The organism is Agromyces humatus (assembly GCF_021228295.1).
Taxonomy (GTDB): Bacteria; Actinomycetota; Actinomycetes; order Actinomycetales; family Microbacteriaceae; genus Agromyces; species Agromyces humatus.
Window position 1 is genome coordinate 18291 of record NZ_JAJQPD010000014.1, and the last position, 15909, is coordinate 34199.

The window sequence follows — 15909 nt, forward strand, 5'->3', positions numbered from 1 at the left end:
CTTCCGGATGAGACCGGCGCGCCCGGCCACACCTGCAGCCTGTCGAACGGGTACGATCCTCGCGCCCGGGAGAATCACTGGTCCGCTCCCTAGCCGCTCGGCCGCTCGATCTTCGAGACGTGGTAGTGGCTGATGAGCCACGCCTCAGCGCTCCGCCGGAGTACGGCGGTGAGGTGAACCGGGATCACCGCGGCGTCGGGCGGACTGAAGTCGACGCGCGCATAGACCAGAAGAGCGTCCGCGGCGATCTGCCGCTGTTCGGCGATGTGGAAGGCGGCGCGAAGGCCGACGGGTTGCTTGTCGTAGTAGGCCGCGATTCCCGCGCGGCCGACGGTGTGGGTCGGGTCGAACCCTTGGAAGACCGCATCCTCGGTGAAGACGGACGCCACTTCGTTGGGCTCGTGCGCGCGGATGCCGTCGGCCCAAACCCGGAGAACCCTGGTAGCGAGCCGGCTCTGCTCGGTCGTGTCGATGATTGACATGCTGTGCTGCTTTCTTCGGAGTTGGCGGCGGGGTGGTGTCGTGCACCACCCCGCCGAGGTGTCAGTTCCCGGCGCTCTGGCCGCCGTCGACGTGCAGGAACTCTCCGGTGACGAACGGCGCTTGCTCGAGGTAGAGCACACCGTGTACGACATCGTCGATGTTGCCCATGCGACCGACCGGGTGCAGCGCGGCGTAAGTCGGGTGCGCCTCGACGGCGTGCAGTGGCGTCTTGATGATGCCGGGGGACACTGCGTTGAAGCGGATGCCGCGAGCGGCGTACTCGATGGCCAACGATTTGACGACGGCCGCGAGCCCGCCCTTGGTGAGCGAGGCGAGTGCCGAGGGCACGCTGGAGTTGGCGTTCTCCACCAGAGTGGTCGTCACGTTCACGACATGCCCGGTGCCTTGTGCCGACATCTGCGCAACCGCCTGCTGGGTGATGTGGAAGAACCCGCCGAGGTTCACTCGTAGGGCGTTGTCGTAGTCGTCGTGCGTGTAGTCGAGGAACGGCTTGGCGATGAAGACGCCTGCGTTGTTGACGAGGGTGTCGACCCGCCCGAACGTGTCGACGGCGGTCTGGATGACCGTGCTCGCGACGGAGGGATCCGAGATGTCGCCCTGAACGTTGCGGATGAGAGCGTCGTCGGATGCCGCGATATTGCGCGAGTTCGCGACGACGGCGTATCCGTGGCGCCGGTATGCCTCGACCAGACCGGCTCCGATTCCCTGTGATCCGCCGGTGATGACGGCGACCTTGCGTGTTTCCATGTGCTGCTGTGTCCTTTGCAATTACTAGATGATCGGTCAACTACCGATGTAGACAGTTATAGTCGACCGGTCGTATAATTGCAACCATGGGACGGAAATCAGATGCAGGGGATCGAATCCTCGAGGCGGGTGCGAAGCTCTTCGGCCAGCGTTCATACGCCGCGATCGGCGTCGCCGAGATCAGTGCTGAGGCGGGTGTCCCGAAGGGGAGCTTCTACTACTTCTACCCATCGAAGCTGGACCTGGCGCTCGCGGTCGTGAACCGGCACTGGGAGCGGCAGCGCGCCGAATGGCTGCGCATCCTCACTGCACCGGACTCGCTTCCTGATCGCCTGCGCGCGCTCTTCATCTCGACGAGGGAAGTGCAGCGGCAGGCGGTCGACGGCACCGGCCGAGTGGTGGGATGCCTCTTCGGGAATCTGGCACTCGAGGTGAGCGCCCAGGACGACCCGGTTCGGGCTCGTCTCCAGGAGATCTTCGAAGAGCAGATCGACATCGTCGAAGACGCGATCCGTGCCGCAGGCGAGGCCGGCCCGGGCAGCGTGACGGCACCGCGCGAGGCCGCGAAGGCCATCGTCGCCCAGATCGAGGGCATGGTGCTCTTCGCGAAGCTGTTCAACGACCCGGGACAGCTCGACCAGCTGTGGCAGAACAGCATGCGGCTGCTGGGCCTCGAGAACGGGCGGTCTGCTGCATGATCGCTGCCGAGTAACGCCGATGGCCCATGCTCGTCGGGCCGTGTCCTCGGCCGGACTCGGCCTCCGCCTCGGTCACGCCGCTTGACCGGCAAGCGCGGCTTCTCGCGCCGGCCACTGCATCCCGCTTGGCACGGCGCAGGCAGTTGCATGGGTTTCCACGTGACCAAGCAGCCGAGTGAATCTTCCGCCGGCGCCGGTCAGGCCGTCGAAGAAGGTCTTCGCCAGGGGTGTGTCGGTGGCGCGTGACGCGGTTCGATAGGAGTCGAAGTACAGATCGAGGGTGCGATGGACTGGAGAAGGCGATCCGTCCCTGCATGGAAAGATTCGCGCGGTTTCGATACGGAGCAGCCCTGGCATCGTGCCGGCGAGATCGAGCAGTGCCGGGAAGGCGCTTTCGAACTCCACAGGCCGAGCGGGAACCTCGATGATCAGTGACAGCTTGACCTCGTCCATTGTTCTTCTCGATTCGTGATGTGGGTGATGCCACCGACGGCAGAGATCCAGTCGCAGTCGCCAGCCCCGGGCGTCGTCTTGGTCTGAGCTGTGATGGTCATGATCGGCCTCCAAGGTCACCGGCGGGTTCTCTCGATCCCGCTGCTCCCAGCGTGCCGCGGCGTTCGCCCGTATCGCACCTGGGAGAGACCCGGGACCGTGCACTGATTCGGGTGCCATGTTCGGTGCGGACTCTCGTGTGGCACCAGTCGATGAGCGCTGCGACCCAGAGCGCTGAAGCGGTGGACCGTTTCAGCCCAATCCTTGGCAGACAAGGCCGACACCGTGCCGGGAGCGACGAGGCTCCGCGGCACGGTGTGTAGTGAACGGCTCAGCGAACGGATGCCACGTGTGCGACGTTGCTCGCCTCGGCGGCGTACGGCGCGAGGAATCGGTTCAAGGCCTCGAGCATCTGCTCGGGAGCCTCCTCCGCGACCCAGTGGCCGGCGCCGAAGATGACGACGCCTTCGACGTCCTCGGCGACGACGCTCGTCGCCTCGGCGACGTGCTCGCCGTAGCTGCGTTCGCCGCCGATGGCCAGCACCGGCGCCTGCAGCTTTCGGGCGGCTCGCTCCTGGTTCTGGGCGACGGTCTCGTCGAACGCCCGGTAGAAGCCGAGGCTACCGGTCAGCGACTCCGGGTCGGAGACGAGGCCGATGTAGTAGTCGATGACCTCTTGGGCGACGCCGCCGCCCTGGACGGCGAACTCATAGCCGAAGTAGACGTCCTCGCGACCGGCGATGAGCTGCTCGGGAAGACCTACTGCCCGGTTGAACGGAATGTGCCACAGCTTGTCGTTCACCTGCGACGGTACGAACAGGGGCGGGGGCGGGGTGGTGCCGGGAGCGCCAGGGATCTCGGCGAGCGCCAGGCGGGCGACCCGGTCGGGGTGGTCGGCGCCGAGCGCGTAGCTGACGGCGAATCCGGTGTCGTGGCCGACGACGGCGAACCGATCGAAGCCGAGCGCATCCACGAGGGCGATCAGGTCCGCCGCGACGGTGCCGGTGTCGTAGCCCGTCGCCGGCTTGTCCGAGAGGCCGACGCCGCGCTGGTCCACCGCGATCACGGTGAATCGCTTCGCGAGTTCGGGCATCAGGTGGCGCCAGGCGTACCAGTTCTCGGGCCAGCCGTGCACGAGCAGGAGCGCGGGTCCCTCGCCACCGATGACCGCATGCAGGCGTACGCCATTCGCGTCGATATAGCGACTGACGAAGGTGTCGGTGAAGCCGGCGGGGAGGTTGGGCGCGTCAGTGACGGAGCCGCGGCCATCGGCGATGGCGAGCCGCTCGAGGTTGGTGGAGGGGTTCATGATGGATTCCATTGTTGGTGGATCAATGGATGGGTTGCATCGCTCGGTCGTACCGCACAGCCTCGTCGCACCAGCGTTCTCGTCGCACCCGTCGAAGTCCCGGGTACTCCAAGGCCCGTGCACCGCGGGTGGCCGCCGAGACGGTGCCGCCGGCGTCAGGGCTGTTCGTGCGCACGAGAACCGGGGTGACTGGTTGGGGACTACCAGTGATCGTGACTGGTGCGAGGTCGTGGCCGGTGCGCGAGCCTGAGGTGGCGGGCATGCGTCGTGCAGAGCTCGCCCAGTTGAGAGGACAGCACATGAACGCGGACTTCGGCCCGTTCCCCGTCCCGGACGCCCGCGGCGCCGTGTCTCAGGCTCCGGACCTCCCAGCAGGGTTCGCCGACAAGTTCAGTAGTCGCATGGTGGAAGCGGGCGGGCTGCGCCAGCACGTGGTCGTCGGCGGCAACGGCCCCGCGCTTCTCCTCGTGCACGGCTGGCCGGAATCGTGGTACGCGTGGCGGCTCGTGATGCCCACCCTGGCGCAGAGCCATAGCGTGATCGCCGTCGACCAGCGGGGCATCGGGCTGACCGGGAAGCCCGAGGACGGATACGACGCCGGGACGCTGGCCGGTGACCTCGTCGCGCTCATGGATGAGCTCGGCCACGAACGGTTCAGCGTGTTCGGTCACGACACCGGCATGATCATCGGCTACGCGCTGGCCGCGGATTACCCCGAACGCGTGAGCCGGCTGGTTGTGGCCGAGATTCCGGGGCCTCCGGGGGTGGTGCCATCGCCACCGCTGTTCGTTCCGAAACCACTCAACGACAAGGTGTGGCACATCCCGTTCAACCGGGCTGGGATGGTTGCGGAACAGCTCATCCAAGGTCGCGAGGACATCTACTTCGGCCACGAGTTCGCCACCCAGGGCGGAAGGCCGCTGCCCGAGAACGCAATCAGGTATTACATCGGGAACTTCTCGGATGAACGATCACTGCGAGGCGGCTTGGGGATCTACCGGGACTGGGATGTCACTCTCGCACAGAACGAGACGCGTGCGACCCGGCCGTTGCAGATTCCCGTTCTCGCCGTCGGGGGCGCCGACAGCTGGGCAGAACACGTCGGCGAAGGGATGCAGCACGCCGCGGTCGACGTGCAGAGTGTCGTCATCGCCGGCGCGGGACACTGGGTCGCCGAGCAGGCGCCCGAGGAACTGCTGGGCGTGCTCGGCCCCTTCCTCACCGCGCGCCACTGAGCGAGGCGAATGGCCGGTCAAGCAAGTTCGTTGTCGTGGTCCTGCTTCCGGAGAGCCTCGCGCAGCGCTCGTCGCGAGCTGATGCCCAGCTTCTGGAATACCTTCTTCAGGTGCCATTCGACAGTGCGCGGGCTGAGGTAGACCTCCGCACCGATCTCGACATTCGTGTGACCGTCTGCCGCGAGCCGGGCGACGTGCGCTTCCTGCGGGGTGAGCGCGTGATGCTCGGTCTCGGCGCGCTTGCGCACCTTGGCGCCGGTGGCCAGCAGTTCGTGCCTGGCTCGCTCTGCAAACCCCTCGGCTCCCATCTCAGCCAGCATCGTGTACGCGATCTGCAACTGCTCCCGAGCATCGACCCGCCGTTGCTCGCGGCGAAGCCATTCACCGTAGACGAGGTGGGCGCGTGCCACCTCGGGACGCAGCGGGGTGCTCTGCAGATGTTCGATCGCGTTCTTGTAGTGCCGTTCAGCATCGGCACCTTCTGTGACGAGCGCGGTGGATCGCTCCGCGATGCCGATCGCCCAGCCGGAGGCGCCGACCCTTGCGCTCTCGACGAGACGCTGCAGCGGCTCGGTTGCGAGCTCAGGTTGCCCGAGTCTGGCCGCAGCCTCGATCAGCTCGGACGAAGCCCAGATGGACACGTACCAGTCGGGCCAGTCCTGCCACGCTCGCCGTGCGGCGACCAGCGCGTCCTCGTACCGACCGAGGCCGTTGCAGAGCATGGCAGTCGTCCACTGCACCCACTGGAGTGCGAAGCCGGCTCCACTTCCGACGGCGTTCTCGGTGGTCCGGGTCATGAGCGCGAACGCCTCATCCACGCGCCCGCGGAGCGCGGCGAACAGCATCCCGCCGAACGGGGCGACCCGGCTGCCGGTCGCCTGGGTGATGGCATTTGCTTCGGCGTCGACTCTGGCTGTGGCCTCGAAGTCGCCGGTCCACGCGACCGTGATGGCCTTCCCGTTCAGGCCGAACGCGAGCGGCGCCAACGCACCCGCGTCACGGGCGAGCTGCATCTGCCGGGTGATGATCGCATCCCAGCTCTCAAAATCCCAGAGCTCAACCGACGCACACGAGGCGATCACGCTCCATCGCATCCCCTTATCGACTGAGAGATCCTCCTCCAGGAAGGCACCGATCGCCCTGCGCAGGGTCGGCGCGGCAGCTTCACGGCCGTCGGTCATCAGCACGGACATGCCATCCAGGAGCAACTCAGCTGCGAGGGGTTGCGCACTGGCAAGGTGTCGGGAGCGAACGACTTCAGAGACCTCGCGCATGTTGGCATTCGCGAGTTTGCCGGCGAACAGCGCGGCACCCCACGCGTCGAGGTAGGACTCCCGAGCCAGCGGCAGGTCGAGGGGCTCCAATTGTTCAGCAGCGGCGAGCAGGAGCGCCGGGGCCTCCCCCAGCGCACCGGATGCGGTGACGACTTGGGCGCGCAGGAGTTCTACCTGCGCGCGCTGGAACTCGTCGAGGGTAGGGGAGTCCGCGGTTGCCAGCACTTGCAGCGCCGAATCGAACTCGCCCGCGTGCAGGCTCGCCTGAGCGGCCGCGAGGGCGCGACCGGCGCGCCTGGTGGGGTCCTTCGTCAGCGTGACCGACCGCTTCAGGAACGCGGCCGCCGCGGAGAGGCCACCGCGTGCGCGCGCCCGGCCCGCTGAACGTTCCAACTCCAGGGCAACCTTCTCGTCCGGGCCGATGGCGGCGGCGGCCAGGTGCCAGGCTCGCCGATCGGGGTCGGCGACCGGGTCGCTCGCCTCCGCGAGCGCCAGGTGAGCGGCGCGGCGGTCGTGCGGGGTCGCGGCCCGGTAGACCGCAGAGCGCACCAGCGGGTGGCGGAACCGTACGCCGTCGTCGATCTCAAGGAGGCCCTCGCTCTCTGTCGCCTCTGCGGCCGACATCGGAATGTCGAGTCGCTCCGCGGCCCGCCAGAGAAGGATGGGGTCGTCCGCCGGCTCCGCCGCGGCGATCAGGAGCAGCAGGCGAGCGTCGCGCGGAAGCGCGAGGAGCCGCCGGAGGAAGGCTTCCTCGATCCGCTGCGGCAGTTCCTGCCCGTCCCGCAGACCGAACACGCCCGGCATCTGCGTCGAGTTCAATCTGCGCGGCAACTCCAACAACGCGAGGGGGTTGCCGTGTGTCTCCGCGAGGAGCCGGTCGCGAGCCTGCGGGTCGAGCCGTCCTGGGATCACCATCTGCAAGAGAATCCGTGCATCATCCTCGGCGAGGCCCTCAAGGTTCATTTCGGGCAGGCCCGTCAGGTCGCGGTTCGACGCCGGCTCGCGAACCGCGAAGAGCATCGCGACGGAGTCGGCCAGAAGGCGCCGAGCGACGAACGCGAGCGCCTGCCCCGAGGCGCTGTCAAGCCACTGCGCGTCATCAATGAGACACAGGATGGGTCGCTGCGTCGCGGCTTCGGAGAGCAGACTGAGCGCAGCCAGCGACACGAGGAATGGGTCTGGCGATGCCCCGTCAGCCAATCCCAGCGCGACGCTCAGCGCGACCCGCTGCGGATGCGGAATCGCCTGCAGGTGATCGAGCAACGGACGACACAACTGGTGCAGGGACGCGAACGGCAGTTGCATCTCCGACTGGACCCCCGCCGTCCGACGGATCTGGAAATCGCCTGCTTGCTCTGCGCAGTAGCGCAGAAGCGCGGTCTTGCCGACGCCGGCTTCTCCGCGGACGACGAGGACAGCGCCACGCTCTTCCCGCGCGTCGGCGAGCATGCGATCGAGTACTCGACGTTCCCTCGAGCGGCCAAGCAGGACCGTCTCGTCATGCATTGCCACCGTTCAGGCTCGACGTCGTCGGAACGGTTCCGGCAGATGAGATGGCGGTGAAACGACCCGCGGCTGTCGGCGATCGAGTTCCCCCGGCGAAGTTGACACTTGGCACCGTCCTGACACCTCCGGACACCTTCGAGCGGGCATTTGCCGTCCAGGTATCGGGCTGATCAATGGTGCCATTTCGAAGCGAACCGAGGAACCCTCGGCTTTCTCGAATGTAACCCCACGCCTCGTGCGCCGCAAGAGCAACCAGCAACGCCTTCACCCGTTGTCCATCATCCAACTCACCATCCCGGGGCTCGAAGTCGGGTACCACGTATGTGCGCCTCACCCGTGCGGTGCTCCGTGGCGGATCGTCGGGGCGAGCTCGTCGTCTTCGGCCGGTGTCGGGCGCCGTCTCGAACCTCGTCGCGTCGTCGTTGCGCTGGGTCCGTCAGTCGGCGCACCAGTCGGAGAATCCGCCCTGCAGGCTCAGCACGGTTCGTGCGGTCGCGATCTCGACGATCGAGGTCATCGTCTGCGTGTAACCCGGATTGTGGGAGTAGCTGTCTGGACGGCTCTGCTCACCGGATACCGCAACGGCGACGTACTGGCCGTTCGGCGACACGCAGTAGTCGCGGACAGAACTCGTGTCGGAAGCGGGCGCAAAGACCTGCCGCAATTCGCCCTCGGCGTCGACCTCGGCGAGCATCGAACTCCGCACGGTGCGGCCGCCCTCGATGTCGACCATGGTGAGAGTGACCAGGTAGCGTGACTCGTCCAGCATCGCGATGCGGCCCGTGTAGACGTTGTCTGCCAGATCAGCGGACGCGAGCTCCAGGGTCGCGGTCGTGCCGTCTGCGAGGTCGATGAGTGCGCCCCGATCAGGATCGGCGACGACGAGGTCGCTTGTGCCGGCGATGAAGCCACGGATCTCGTCGTGCACACCGAGCGGGGTCACCGGTTGCAGACCGAGCACGTCGATGAGGAACAGCGACTTGTCGAAGGCCTGCACGATAAGGGAGGTGGACCCGGGCACGAAGGCCCACGCCGCAGCCCGCAGCGCGGCGCCGTCGAGGCCGAGCACAGGCTGGGGCTCCGCCGGACCGGCGCCCGACAGGTCCATCGTCATCAGGGTCGCTTCGTACTGCTTCACACCGTCGCGTGCCGGCGTATCGAGCACGAAACCAATGAGCGGGTGCGTCGTCGACGCGGCGAGCTCGCGGATCGAGGCGTCATCTGGGAGGCCTACCTCGGCGGGCTGCGGTTGGTCGCCTTGCGAGAGGAACAGGTCGTTCCGATCTTGCTCGCCGACCGTGACCACCGCGAGGATGTCATCGACGCGCGCGAACTCCTGGATGCGCGGGGCGGCGAAGACCACCTCGGTCTCGGGGTGTGCGAACGACGTGCGTTGCACGATGTCGTCTTCGCCCTGGTCGCTGCGGCGCAGCAGACTGTACACCTCCTCATCGGGTGTCTCGAAGCGATACTCGAGCATCGCCGGCGTGCCCTGGTAGGCGCCGACGACGTTCGGGACGCGGACGGTGTACTCCGCCGCGTAATCGAGTGGGCGCTCAAAGGTGATGAGGATGCTGCGGTCGTCGGCCGCGGCGGAAACGGATGCCACCGGTTCGACCTCCACGGCCTCGGCATCGATCGACGCCACGGGCTGGTTGATCGTGAGCGTGAGCTGCTCGCCGGCGAGGCGCGTGGCGCTCGCGGCATCGATCTGGCCTGCCTCGAGACGCGGACCCTGCATGACGCTCGCGAAGGCGAAGCCGCCCGCGACGACCGCGAGCACCACGATCGTGCCCACGATTCGGCGGCGGAACACCCCGCGATCCCGCTCGGTGCGGCGCACGTCGGACAACGTGCCGGGATCAGTAGACATACGGCTGCTCCGGCTGGTCGGTGACCGAGATCTCGTCGGGCGTGAGCAGCAGCGGCTCGGCACTCGATGATCCCGGATTCGGGACGATGGCACCGGATGCAGTCACCCACTGATCGGGCTCGAAGCGCTCGGCCCAGCCCGGCAGGTAGACAGGGACGCCCACCGGCTGTGCGTCGATGGCGCAATGCGTCACCACGAATCGCGTGACGTAGAAGACGTTGTCGGGGTCGTCAGGTGACGACGACACGAATCCGACCAAGTCGATGGACCTGCCGGCGAAGAAGTCGGCATCGGGGCTCTGTCCGAGCAGCACAGCCCAGTCCTTCACCGTGAAGCTCGAGGTGTCACCGCCGACGAGCGCGGTGGCATCCTGGTCGAGAGTCGACGTCTCGCTGTTGATGCTGCGCTGAGCCGCGGCCGCCGAAGTCAGCGTCGCCGGCGGGAGAACGAGGAGCGCCAGGCTCGCTCCCACGATGATCGCTGCTGCGAGCGCGGCACGAATCGTGCCCGACCCCACAGAGCGTGGGGCCGTGGGGTCGTGCTCGTGCAGGTGGACGGCGGGGCCGGGCTGCGAAGCATCCGACGCGACTTGATGATCGTCTTCGAGAGGGGTGAGCGCGAATGCGGCGATCACGAGCACGGCACCGATGAGCGCCATGACGATCGCGAACCACGACGTGCCGGGGTGGATGTAGAGGCTGAGCTGGTCGGTCAGCGCCAGCCACACCGTGGCGACGATGCCGATGAGGGCGAGGACGATACCCTGCCACCGTGCGATGAGTCGTCTAAGCAAGGGCGTTCACCGCCAACCCGAGGGCGGCGCTCGCGAGACCGACGATGACCGTGAGCTGCACGAGTGTCTTGGCGGTGAAGGTCGTGCGCATGAGCGCGAGCATCTTCACGTCGATCATCGGCCCGAACACGAGGAAGGCCACGATCGCGCCCGGCATGAAGGTCGACCCGAACGCGAGGATGAAGAAGGCGTCGACGTTCGAGCAGATCGCGACCACGAACGCGAGCGCCATGAGCGCGAACACCGAGAGCACGGGGTTCTGGCCGAGCGTGACGAGCACGTCGCGGGAGACGGCGACTTGGATGAGGCCCGCGACGGCCGAGCCGACGAACAGCGCGGGCAGCATGGCGGAAGTCTCCTTGTCGAACATGGCGACGCTCCGCCGGGTGCGCGAGGCCCGCACCTCGTCGTGGGCGTGCGCGCAGCTCGCCTGGAATTTCGGGGTGAGGAGGCTCATCGGGCTGGGGTGCCGGCTGTAGATCCAGCCGATGAGGTTCGCGATCACGAAGCCGCCGAGGATGCGGGAGACGAGGATGCCGTCGGACCAGCCGAACGCCTGGTAGGTCGTGATGATCGTGACCGGGTTCAGGATCGGCGCGGCGAGGAGGAACGTCATCGACTCACCCACCGTGAGCCCGCGGAGGATGAGGCCGCGGGCGAGCGGCACGTTTCCGCATTCGCAGACGGGCAGCAGCACACCAAGCAGGGAGACGGTCACACGTCGGGCCACCCGGTTCCGTGGCAGGTGCCGGAGGAGGAAGCCGTCGGGCAGCCACACCTGCACACCGATCGAGAGCAGGATGCCGAGGAACACGAACGGCAGGCTCTCGATGACGACGCTGATCGAGAGGGTGAAGAAGTCCTGCACCGAGTTCGAGAGCACATCGCCGACCGCTTCGGGCGCGAGCACTCGGATCGCGACGAACAACAGTACGAGCGCGACGCCGAGCGAGAGGCCGACGGCAGCTCGCGGGCGGGTGGAGGGTTTGGGTGGCGCAGGTCGCAGCGGAGCTGGGGGCGGGCTCATGGTCTCCAGCGTAGGTCGCAGCCTTGGGGGTATCTGCGCGTATGCGTGGTCACCTGGGTACACATATGGGGGAGGTGAGAGAGACACGCGCTATCCGAAGCTCCGCAGTTCGGCACTGGGAGCCGAACGCACGCTTCCCGAGGCGAGCTCGATGACGCGGTCGCACGCTGCGATGGTGGCCGGACGGTGGGCGACGACGAGTGTCGCCCGGGTGCTGGACGCACGGAGAAAGTCAGTGATCGCGGCATCGGCATCGGGATCGAGTGCAGCGGTTGCTTCGTCGAGGATCAGGACGACTGGGTCGACGACGAGCGCTCTCGCGATCGCGACGCGGGCCCGCTGGCCTCCGGACAAGCCGGCGCCACGCTCCCCTACCGGCGTCTCGAGACCGTGGGGCAATCCTGCGCCGTCGGCGAGGAGTCCGGTGTGCGCGGCCGCCTGTTCGAGTTGTTCGGTCGACGCACCGGGGTTGCCGAGTCGCAGGTTGCCTGCGATGGTGCCGCTCAGTAGGGGAGCCTCCTGCGGCACGGTGCTCACGAGTCGGCGCAAGCGATGATCGGGCAGTGAGGCCAGATCGTAGCCCTCGACGAGGACAGCGCCGGTGTCCGGGTCCCAGAGTCGCAGGGCGAGTCGAGCGCAGGTGGTCTTGCCCGCGCCGGTCGACCCGACGAGGGCGACGGTCTCACCGGGCCGCACAGTGAATGATACGGATTCGAGCACCGGTGGTCGGTCCGGGTCGTACCGGAAGCCTACGCCGCGAAACTCCAGTCCGGCACCGCGGTGCGGTGATGGATGGGCGGTGGTCGTGGCAGTGGCGGGTGCCACCGACGGGGATCGGTCGAGGACTTCGAAGATCCGTCGGCTCGACTCCCGCAGTGCCCCGGCGTTTCGGAGCAGGTCGGAGATCTGCGCAGCCGGGATGAGCGCCGCCGTTGAGATCGTGAATGCGAGTGGGGTGAGCGCCGGGGGCAGTGTGTCGATCCGCGCCATGACGACCGTGATGGCGCCCAACGCGGCGAGAGCGAACAGGGTGTCCGAAGCGGCCCGTTCGAGCCCGATGCGTGACGCGACCCGGGATTGCGCGACCGCCATGGCCGTCGAATGCGCGGCCAATTGCGCGCGGCGCCGGCCGAGTGCGCCCGCATTGCGCAGCTCGCGCATGCCTTGGATGGTGTCGATGACCTCGGAGCGCAGCGCAGCACTGCGTGTCGTGAGCTCCGCGGCTTGCCGGTCGGAGGCCCGAGCTGTCAGGAACGGCACGGCCACACCGGCAACGAGTAGCGGCAGCCAGACGAGCAACAGCCATGGCGACACCAGGAGCGAGGTCACCGCCATCACGGCGAGCATGAATACCGCGGAGAGCGATTGGGCCACTGTGTGGGCGTAGAGCCATTCGAGCGTGTCGACGTCGGCGAGGGCGACGGCGGCCAGGTCGCCGCTGTGCCGCGGGTCGCGTCGGTCGGGAAGGCTTTCGCGGAGTGCGGCGAAGACGCGGTCGCGCAGCACTCCGATGAGCCCGTACGCCAGGTCGTGGGAGATCCACGACTCGCGCCAGGTCGCAAGCGAGATGAGTATTCCCGCGCCGGCAAGCACGGCGCCCGAGCCGAGGAGCGATGTGGGCTGGCCTGACAGGATGCGGCCGATGAGGAGGGAGAGACCGATCGCGACTCCGAGTACCCCGAGTTGTACGACGACGTTGCAGGCGAGGGTCTCGAGGAACAGCCGTGGCCGGGTGGCGATGAAGGGAAGCAGCCGGCGGATTGCGGTCATCCTCGGGCTCCGAGGTCGACCGACGCCTCGATCGATTCGGTGCTGACGGGGAGCGGTTCCGGTGACACCCTCCCATCGCGCATGCGGATGATATTCCCGGCGCCGCGCGCGGCTGACTCGCGATGTGCGATGACGATGCGCGTGCATCCCTTGGTCATGCGCTCGATACCTTCGAGCACTCGGTGTTCGGTGCTGATGTCAAGTCCCGACGTGGCTTCGTCGAGCACGAGCACCGACGGCTGGGCGAGGAGGGCGCGCGCGATCGCAAGTCGTTGCCGCTGCCCGCCGGAGAGACCGGCGCCGCCCTCACGAAGCCGGGTGTCGTACCCCTCGGGGAGCGTCTCGATGAACCGGTCGATGTCGGCCGCCGCGGCGGCGTCCCGGATCTCGGCATCCGACGCATCCGGCCGGTGCAGGGCGATGTTGTCTCGCACGGAGGCGGCGAACAGGTAGGTGTCCTGTGGCACCACGACGATGCTCTGGTGCAATGCCGCGAGGGTGTACTCCCGCGCATCGTGACCGTCGATGTCGATGACGCCGCGGTCGGGGTCGAACTCGCGCAGGAGCAAGCGGGCGAGAGTACTCTTCCCCGATCCCGACGGGCCGACGATCGCGGTTGTCGATCCGGGCGCGAACCTGAGGTCGATGGCGTGCACCCCATTCCCGTTGTCTGGGTAGGTGAAGTGCACGTCGCGGAACGCCAGGCTCGCTCCGCGTGCAGCGGGGCGGTCGTCTTTCCCGTTGTCACGCACGACGGGAGTGGCGTTGAGGAGCTCGTCGATGCCGTCTACTGCGGTGAGGCCGAGGTAGCCTGCGTGCCAGTGTCCCGAGAGTTCGGTGAGGGGTCGGAAGCACTCGCGGGTGAGCAGGAGCACCGCGATGACCGCTGCGGCGTCGATGGAGCCGCCGGTGAAGGTGAGGAGTGCGACGACGACGGTTGAGACGGTGCCGACGTGTGCGGCGAACGCGCTGATGCCGCTCTCGACGAGAGAGACTCGCAACTGCGCCATCGTTTGTGCGTGGAGCTCTTCGGATCGGCGGGTGAGCTGCTCACCGACGCGCGCGCCGGCTCCGAAGGCACGCAGCAGCGGAATCGACTGGGTGGCTTCGAGATAGTCGGACGAGAGACGATCGTAGCGTTGCCACCGGCCGCGGCCGTTCGCGAGGAGGCGTGCATCCCAGAATCGCGGCGCGATGACGGCGACGGCGGCCGATGCTGCGAGCACGGCTCCCGCGGCTGGTGCCTGCTTCGCGACCAGGATGACGATCGTCGCTGGCACGATCGCGACGACGGCGAGCTGCGGCAAGTACTTGGCGTAGTAGGCGTCGAGTCCCTCGACGCCATCGACGATCGCCGCTGTCGCCCCGCCGGCTCGGGAGCTCAGCGGGTGCGATGGCCCGAGGGCCGACAGCTGCGAGAGGAGGCGGTCACGGAGACGTGCGCGAATCGCGATTCCGCAGCGGGCGGTCACGACCTCGCGCACCCAGAGGACCGCCGCCCGTGCCGCGGTGGTCGCGAGCAGCCAGGGGAGTGCGGCGGGCACGTGGTCGACCTCCCCTGCGATGAGCGCGGCGAGGATCGCCGCCACCTGCAGCGCGAACAGCACGTGCGCGAGTGTCGCGATGAGTGTCGCCGACGCGACGAGCGCGATTGCCCCGGGCACCGCACCGGCGAGCTGCAGGAGGCGGCGATGGATCATCCGGCGAACGCCTCCGGGTAGAGCTGCTCGGCGATCTGGCGCACCACCGACACATTGCCGAGCGTGCCGGGGAACGTGTCGGCGGGCGAGATCGCGATGAGCCGGTCGTTGGCGACAGCCGGGAGGTCGGGGAACGTGGTCGTCAGGTACGTGCGAGCGGCCTGTTCCTGTGCGGGATTTCTTGCGGCGAAAACGACCGCGTCCGGTGCCGCGGCCGCAAGGGACTCGGGACTGATCTGCGCGGCGAAGAAGTCCGAGAACGCGGCATCCTGCGGGCCGAAGACATTGTCGGCCCCGGCGAGCCGGAGGATGTCGTACTCGATACCGGCGCCGATCGCCGACAACGAGGTGCCCTCGATGTAGACCTGCGCGACCTTCGGCTTGTCGAGTCCATCGAGCGCCGCTGCGACCTCGGCGAGCTCCGCTTCGGCAGTGTCGATCATCTTGCCCGCCTCGTCCTCCACTTGGAAGATCCGGCCGAGGTTCTCGAGGTCGACGAAGAGGTCGTCGACGGTTCCCTCCATGCGCCGGTCGAAGCATCCGCCGGTCGCCACGTACGCCGCAGTGCCGGCCTCCTCGAGCTGCTCGATGCTGGCGAAACCTTGCTCGGCGGTGAACTCGTAGGTGGTGGGCGAGTAGACGAAATCGGGTCCGACCGCGAGCAGGTCCTCACGAGCCGGCGGCTGGGCGTCGCTGAGCACGGGGATGTCTGCAGCAACACCCGCGATGTCTGCAGGAAGAGCGGTCGTGTCGACTTGGGCCTGCCCGACGATCCGATCCGCGAGGCCGAGGCGAAGGAGCAACTCGGTCTGGGACGGGCTCATGCCGACGACCGCGTCCGGGACACCGCTGATCGTGACCTCGCGGCCGCAGTTCTCGATCGTGAGCTGCTGTTGGTCGGCAGCCGCCGCGCCGTCCGAGCCTCCTGACACGCCGGTACCGCAACCGGTGAGGAGGACCAGGGCCGCTGCGGAGGCGACG

The 15909-nt window shown here is 67.7% G+C and carries 13 protein-coding genes; 2 read left to right on the forward strand and 11 right to left on the reverse strand.

Features of this window, described 5'->3' with window-relative positions; genetic code table 11:
- Positions 1-89: 89 nt before the first annotated feature.
- Both LSF15_RS18145 and LSF15_RS18150 read right to left on the reverse strand, forming a co-directional pair.
- The gene (locus tag LSF15_RS18145; protein ID WP_232499977.1) at positions 90-482 is read right to left on the reverse strand and encodes an SgcJ/EcaC family oxidoreductase; all 393 of its coding nucleotides are present in this window, start codon (positions 480-482) and stop codon (positions 90-92) included.
- Between the two features lie 61 nt (positions 483-543).
- On the reverse strand, positions 544-1251 hold the full coding sequence (locus LSF15_RS18150; protein WP_232499978.1) for an SDR family NAD(P)-dependent oxidoreductase: 708 nt from the start codon (positions 1249-1251) through the stop codon (positions 544-546).
- Positions 1252-1337: 86 nt separating this feature from the next.
- On the opposite strand from LSF15_RS18150, the gene LSF15_RS18155 reads away from it, so the two are divergent.
- On the forward strand, positions 1338-1949 hold the full coding sequence (locus LSF15_RS18155; protein ID WP_232499979.1) for a TetR/AcrR family transcriptional regulator: 612 nt from the start codon (positions 1338-1340) through the stop codon (positions 1947-1949).
- 72 nt (positions 1950-2021) lie between these two features.
- Here the strand turns inward: LSF15_RS18155 and LSF15_RS18160 are convergent, their stop codons facing one another.
- Together LSF15_RS18160 and LSF15_RS18165 are read right to left on the reverse strand one after the other, a co-directional pair.
- The gene (locus LSF15_RS18160) at positions 2022-2402 is read right to left on the reverse strand and encodes an EthD domain-containing protein (protein ID WP_232499980.1); all 381 of its coding nucleotides are present in this window, start codon (positions 2400-2402) and stop codon (positions 2022-2024) included.
- Between the two features lie 370 nt (positions 2403-2772).
- On the reverse strand, positions 2773-3750 hold the full coding sequence (locus LSF15_RS18165) for an alpha/beta fold hydrolase (RefSeq protein WP_232499981.1): 978 nt from the start codon (positions 3748-3750) through the stop codon (positions 2773-2775).
- Between the two features lie 299 nt (positions 3751-4049).
- On the opposite strand from LSF15_RS18165, the gene LSF15_RS18170 reads away from it, so the two are divergent.
- Positions 4050-4985, forward strand: a complete 936-nt coding sequence (locus LSF15_RS18170) for an alpha/beta fold hydrolase (RefSeq protein ID WP_232499982.1) — start codon at positions 4050-4052, stop codon at positions 4983-4985.
- 17 nt (positions 4986-5002) lie between these two features.
- On the opposite strand, the gene LSF15_RS18175 is transcribed toward LSF15_RS18170, so the two are convergent.
- From LSF15_RS18175 to LSF15_RS18205, 7 genes are all read right to left on the reverse strand, one after another.
- Complete coding sequence (locus LSF15_RS18175) at positions 5003-7765, reverse strand: helix-turn-helix transcriptional regulator (RefSeq protein WP_232499983.1); 2763 nt, start codon at positions 7763-7765, stop codon at positions 5003-5005.
- 436 nt (positions 7766-8201) lie between these two features.
- Positions 8202-9638 carry a hypothetical protein gene (locus LSF15_RS18180; protein ID WP_232499984.1) on the reverse strand — a complete coding sequence of 479 codons (1437 nt, stop codon included), beginning with the start codon at positions 9636-9638 and terminating at the stop codon, positions 8202-8204.
- Positions 9628-10431, reverse strand: a complete 804-nt coding sequence (locus LSF15_RS18185; RefSeq protein ID WP_232499985.1) for a TIGR03943 family putative permease subunit — start codon at positions 10429-10431, stop codon at positions 9628-9630. Before LSF15_RS18185 ends, LSF15_RS18180 begins: the two co-directional genes overlap by 11 nt.
- Positions 10424-11458, reverse strand: a complete 1035-nt coding sequence (locus LSF15_RS18190) for a permease (protein WP_232499986.1) — start codon at positions 11456-11458, stop codon at positions 10424-10426. Before LSF15_RS18190 ends, LSF15_RS18185 begins: the two co-directional genes overlap by 8 nt.
- Before the next feature lie 90 nt (positions 11459-11548).
- On the reverse strand, positions 11549-13228 hold the full coding sequence (locus LSF15_RS18195) for an ABC transporter ATP-binding protein (protein ID WP_232499987.1): 1680 nt from the start codon (positions 13226-13228) through the stop codon (positions 11549-11551).
- Positions 13225-14928 carry an ABC transporter ATP-binding protein/permease gene (locus LSF15_RS18200; RefSeq protein ID WP_232499988.1) on the reverse strand — a complete coding sequence of 568 codons (1704 nt, stop codon included), beginning with the start codon at positions 14926-14928 and terminating at the stop codon, positions 13225-13227. The genes LSF15_RS18195 and LSF15_RS18200 overlap by 4 nt, the downstream gene beginning before the upstream one ends.
- On the reverse strand, positions 14925-15860 hold the full coding sequence (locus tag LSF15_RS18205; protein WP_232499989.1) for an ABC transporter substrate-binding protein: 936 nt from the start codon (positions 15858-15860) through the stop codon (positions 14925-14927). Before LSF15_RS18205 ends, LSF15_RS18200 begins: the two co-directional genes overlap by 4 nt.
- Positions 15861-15909: the final 49 nt, after the last annotated feature.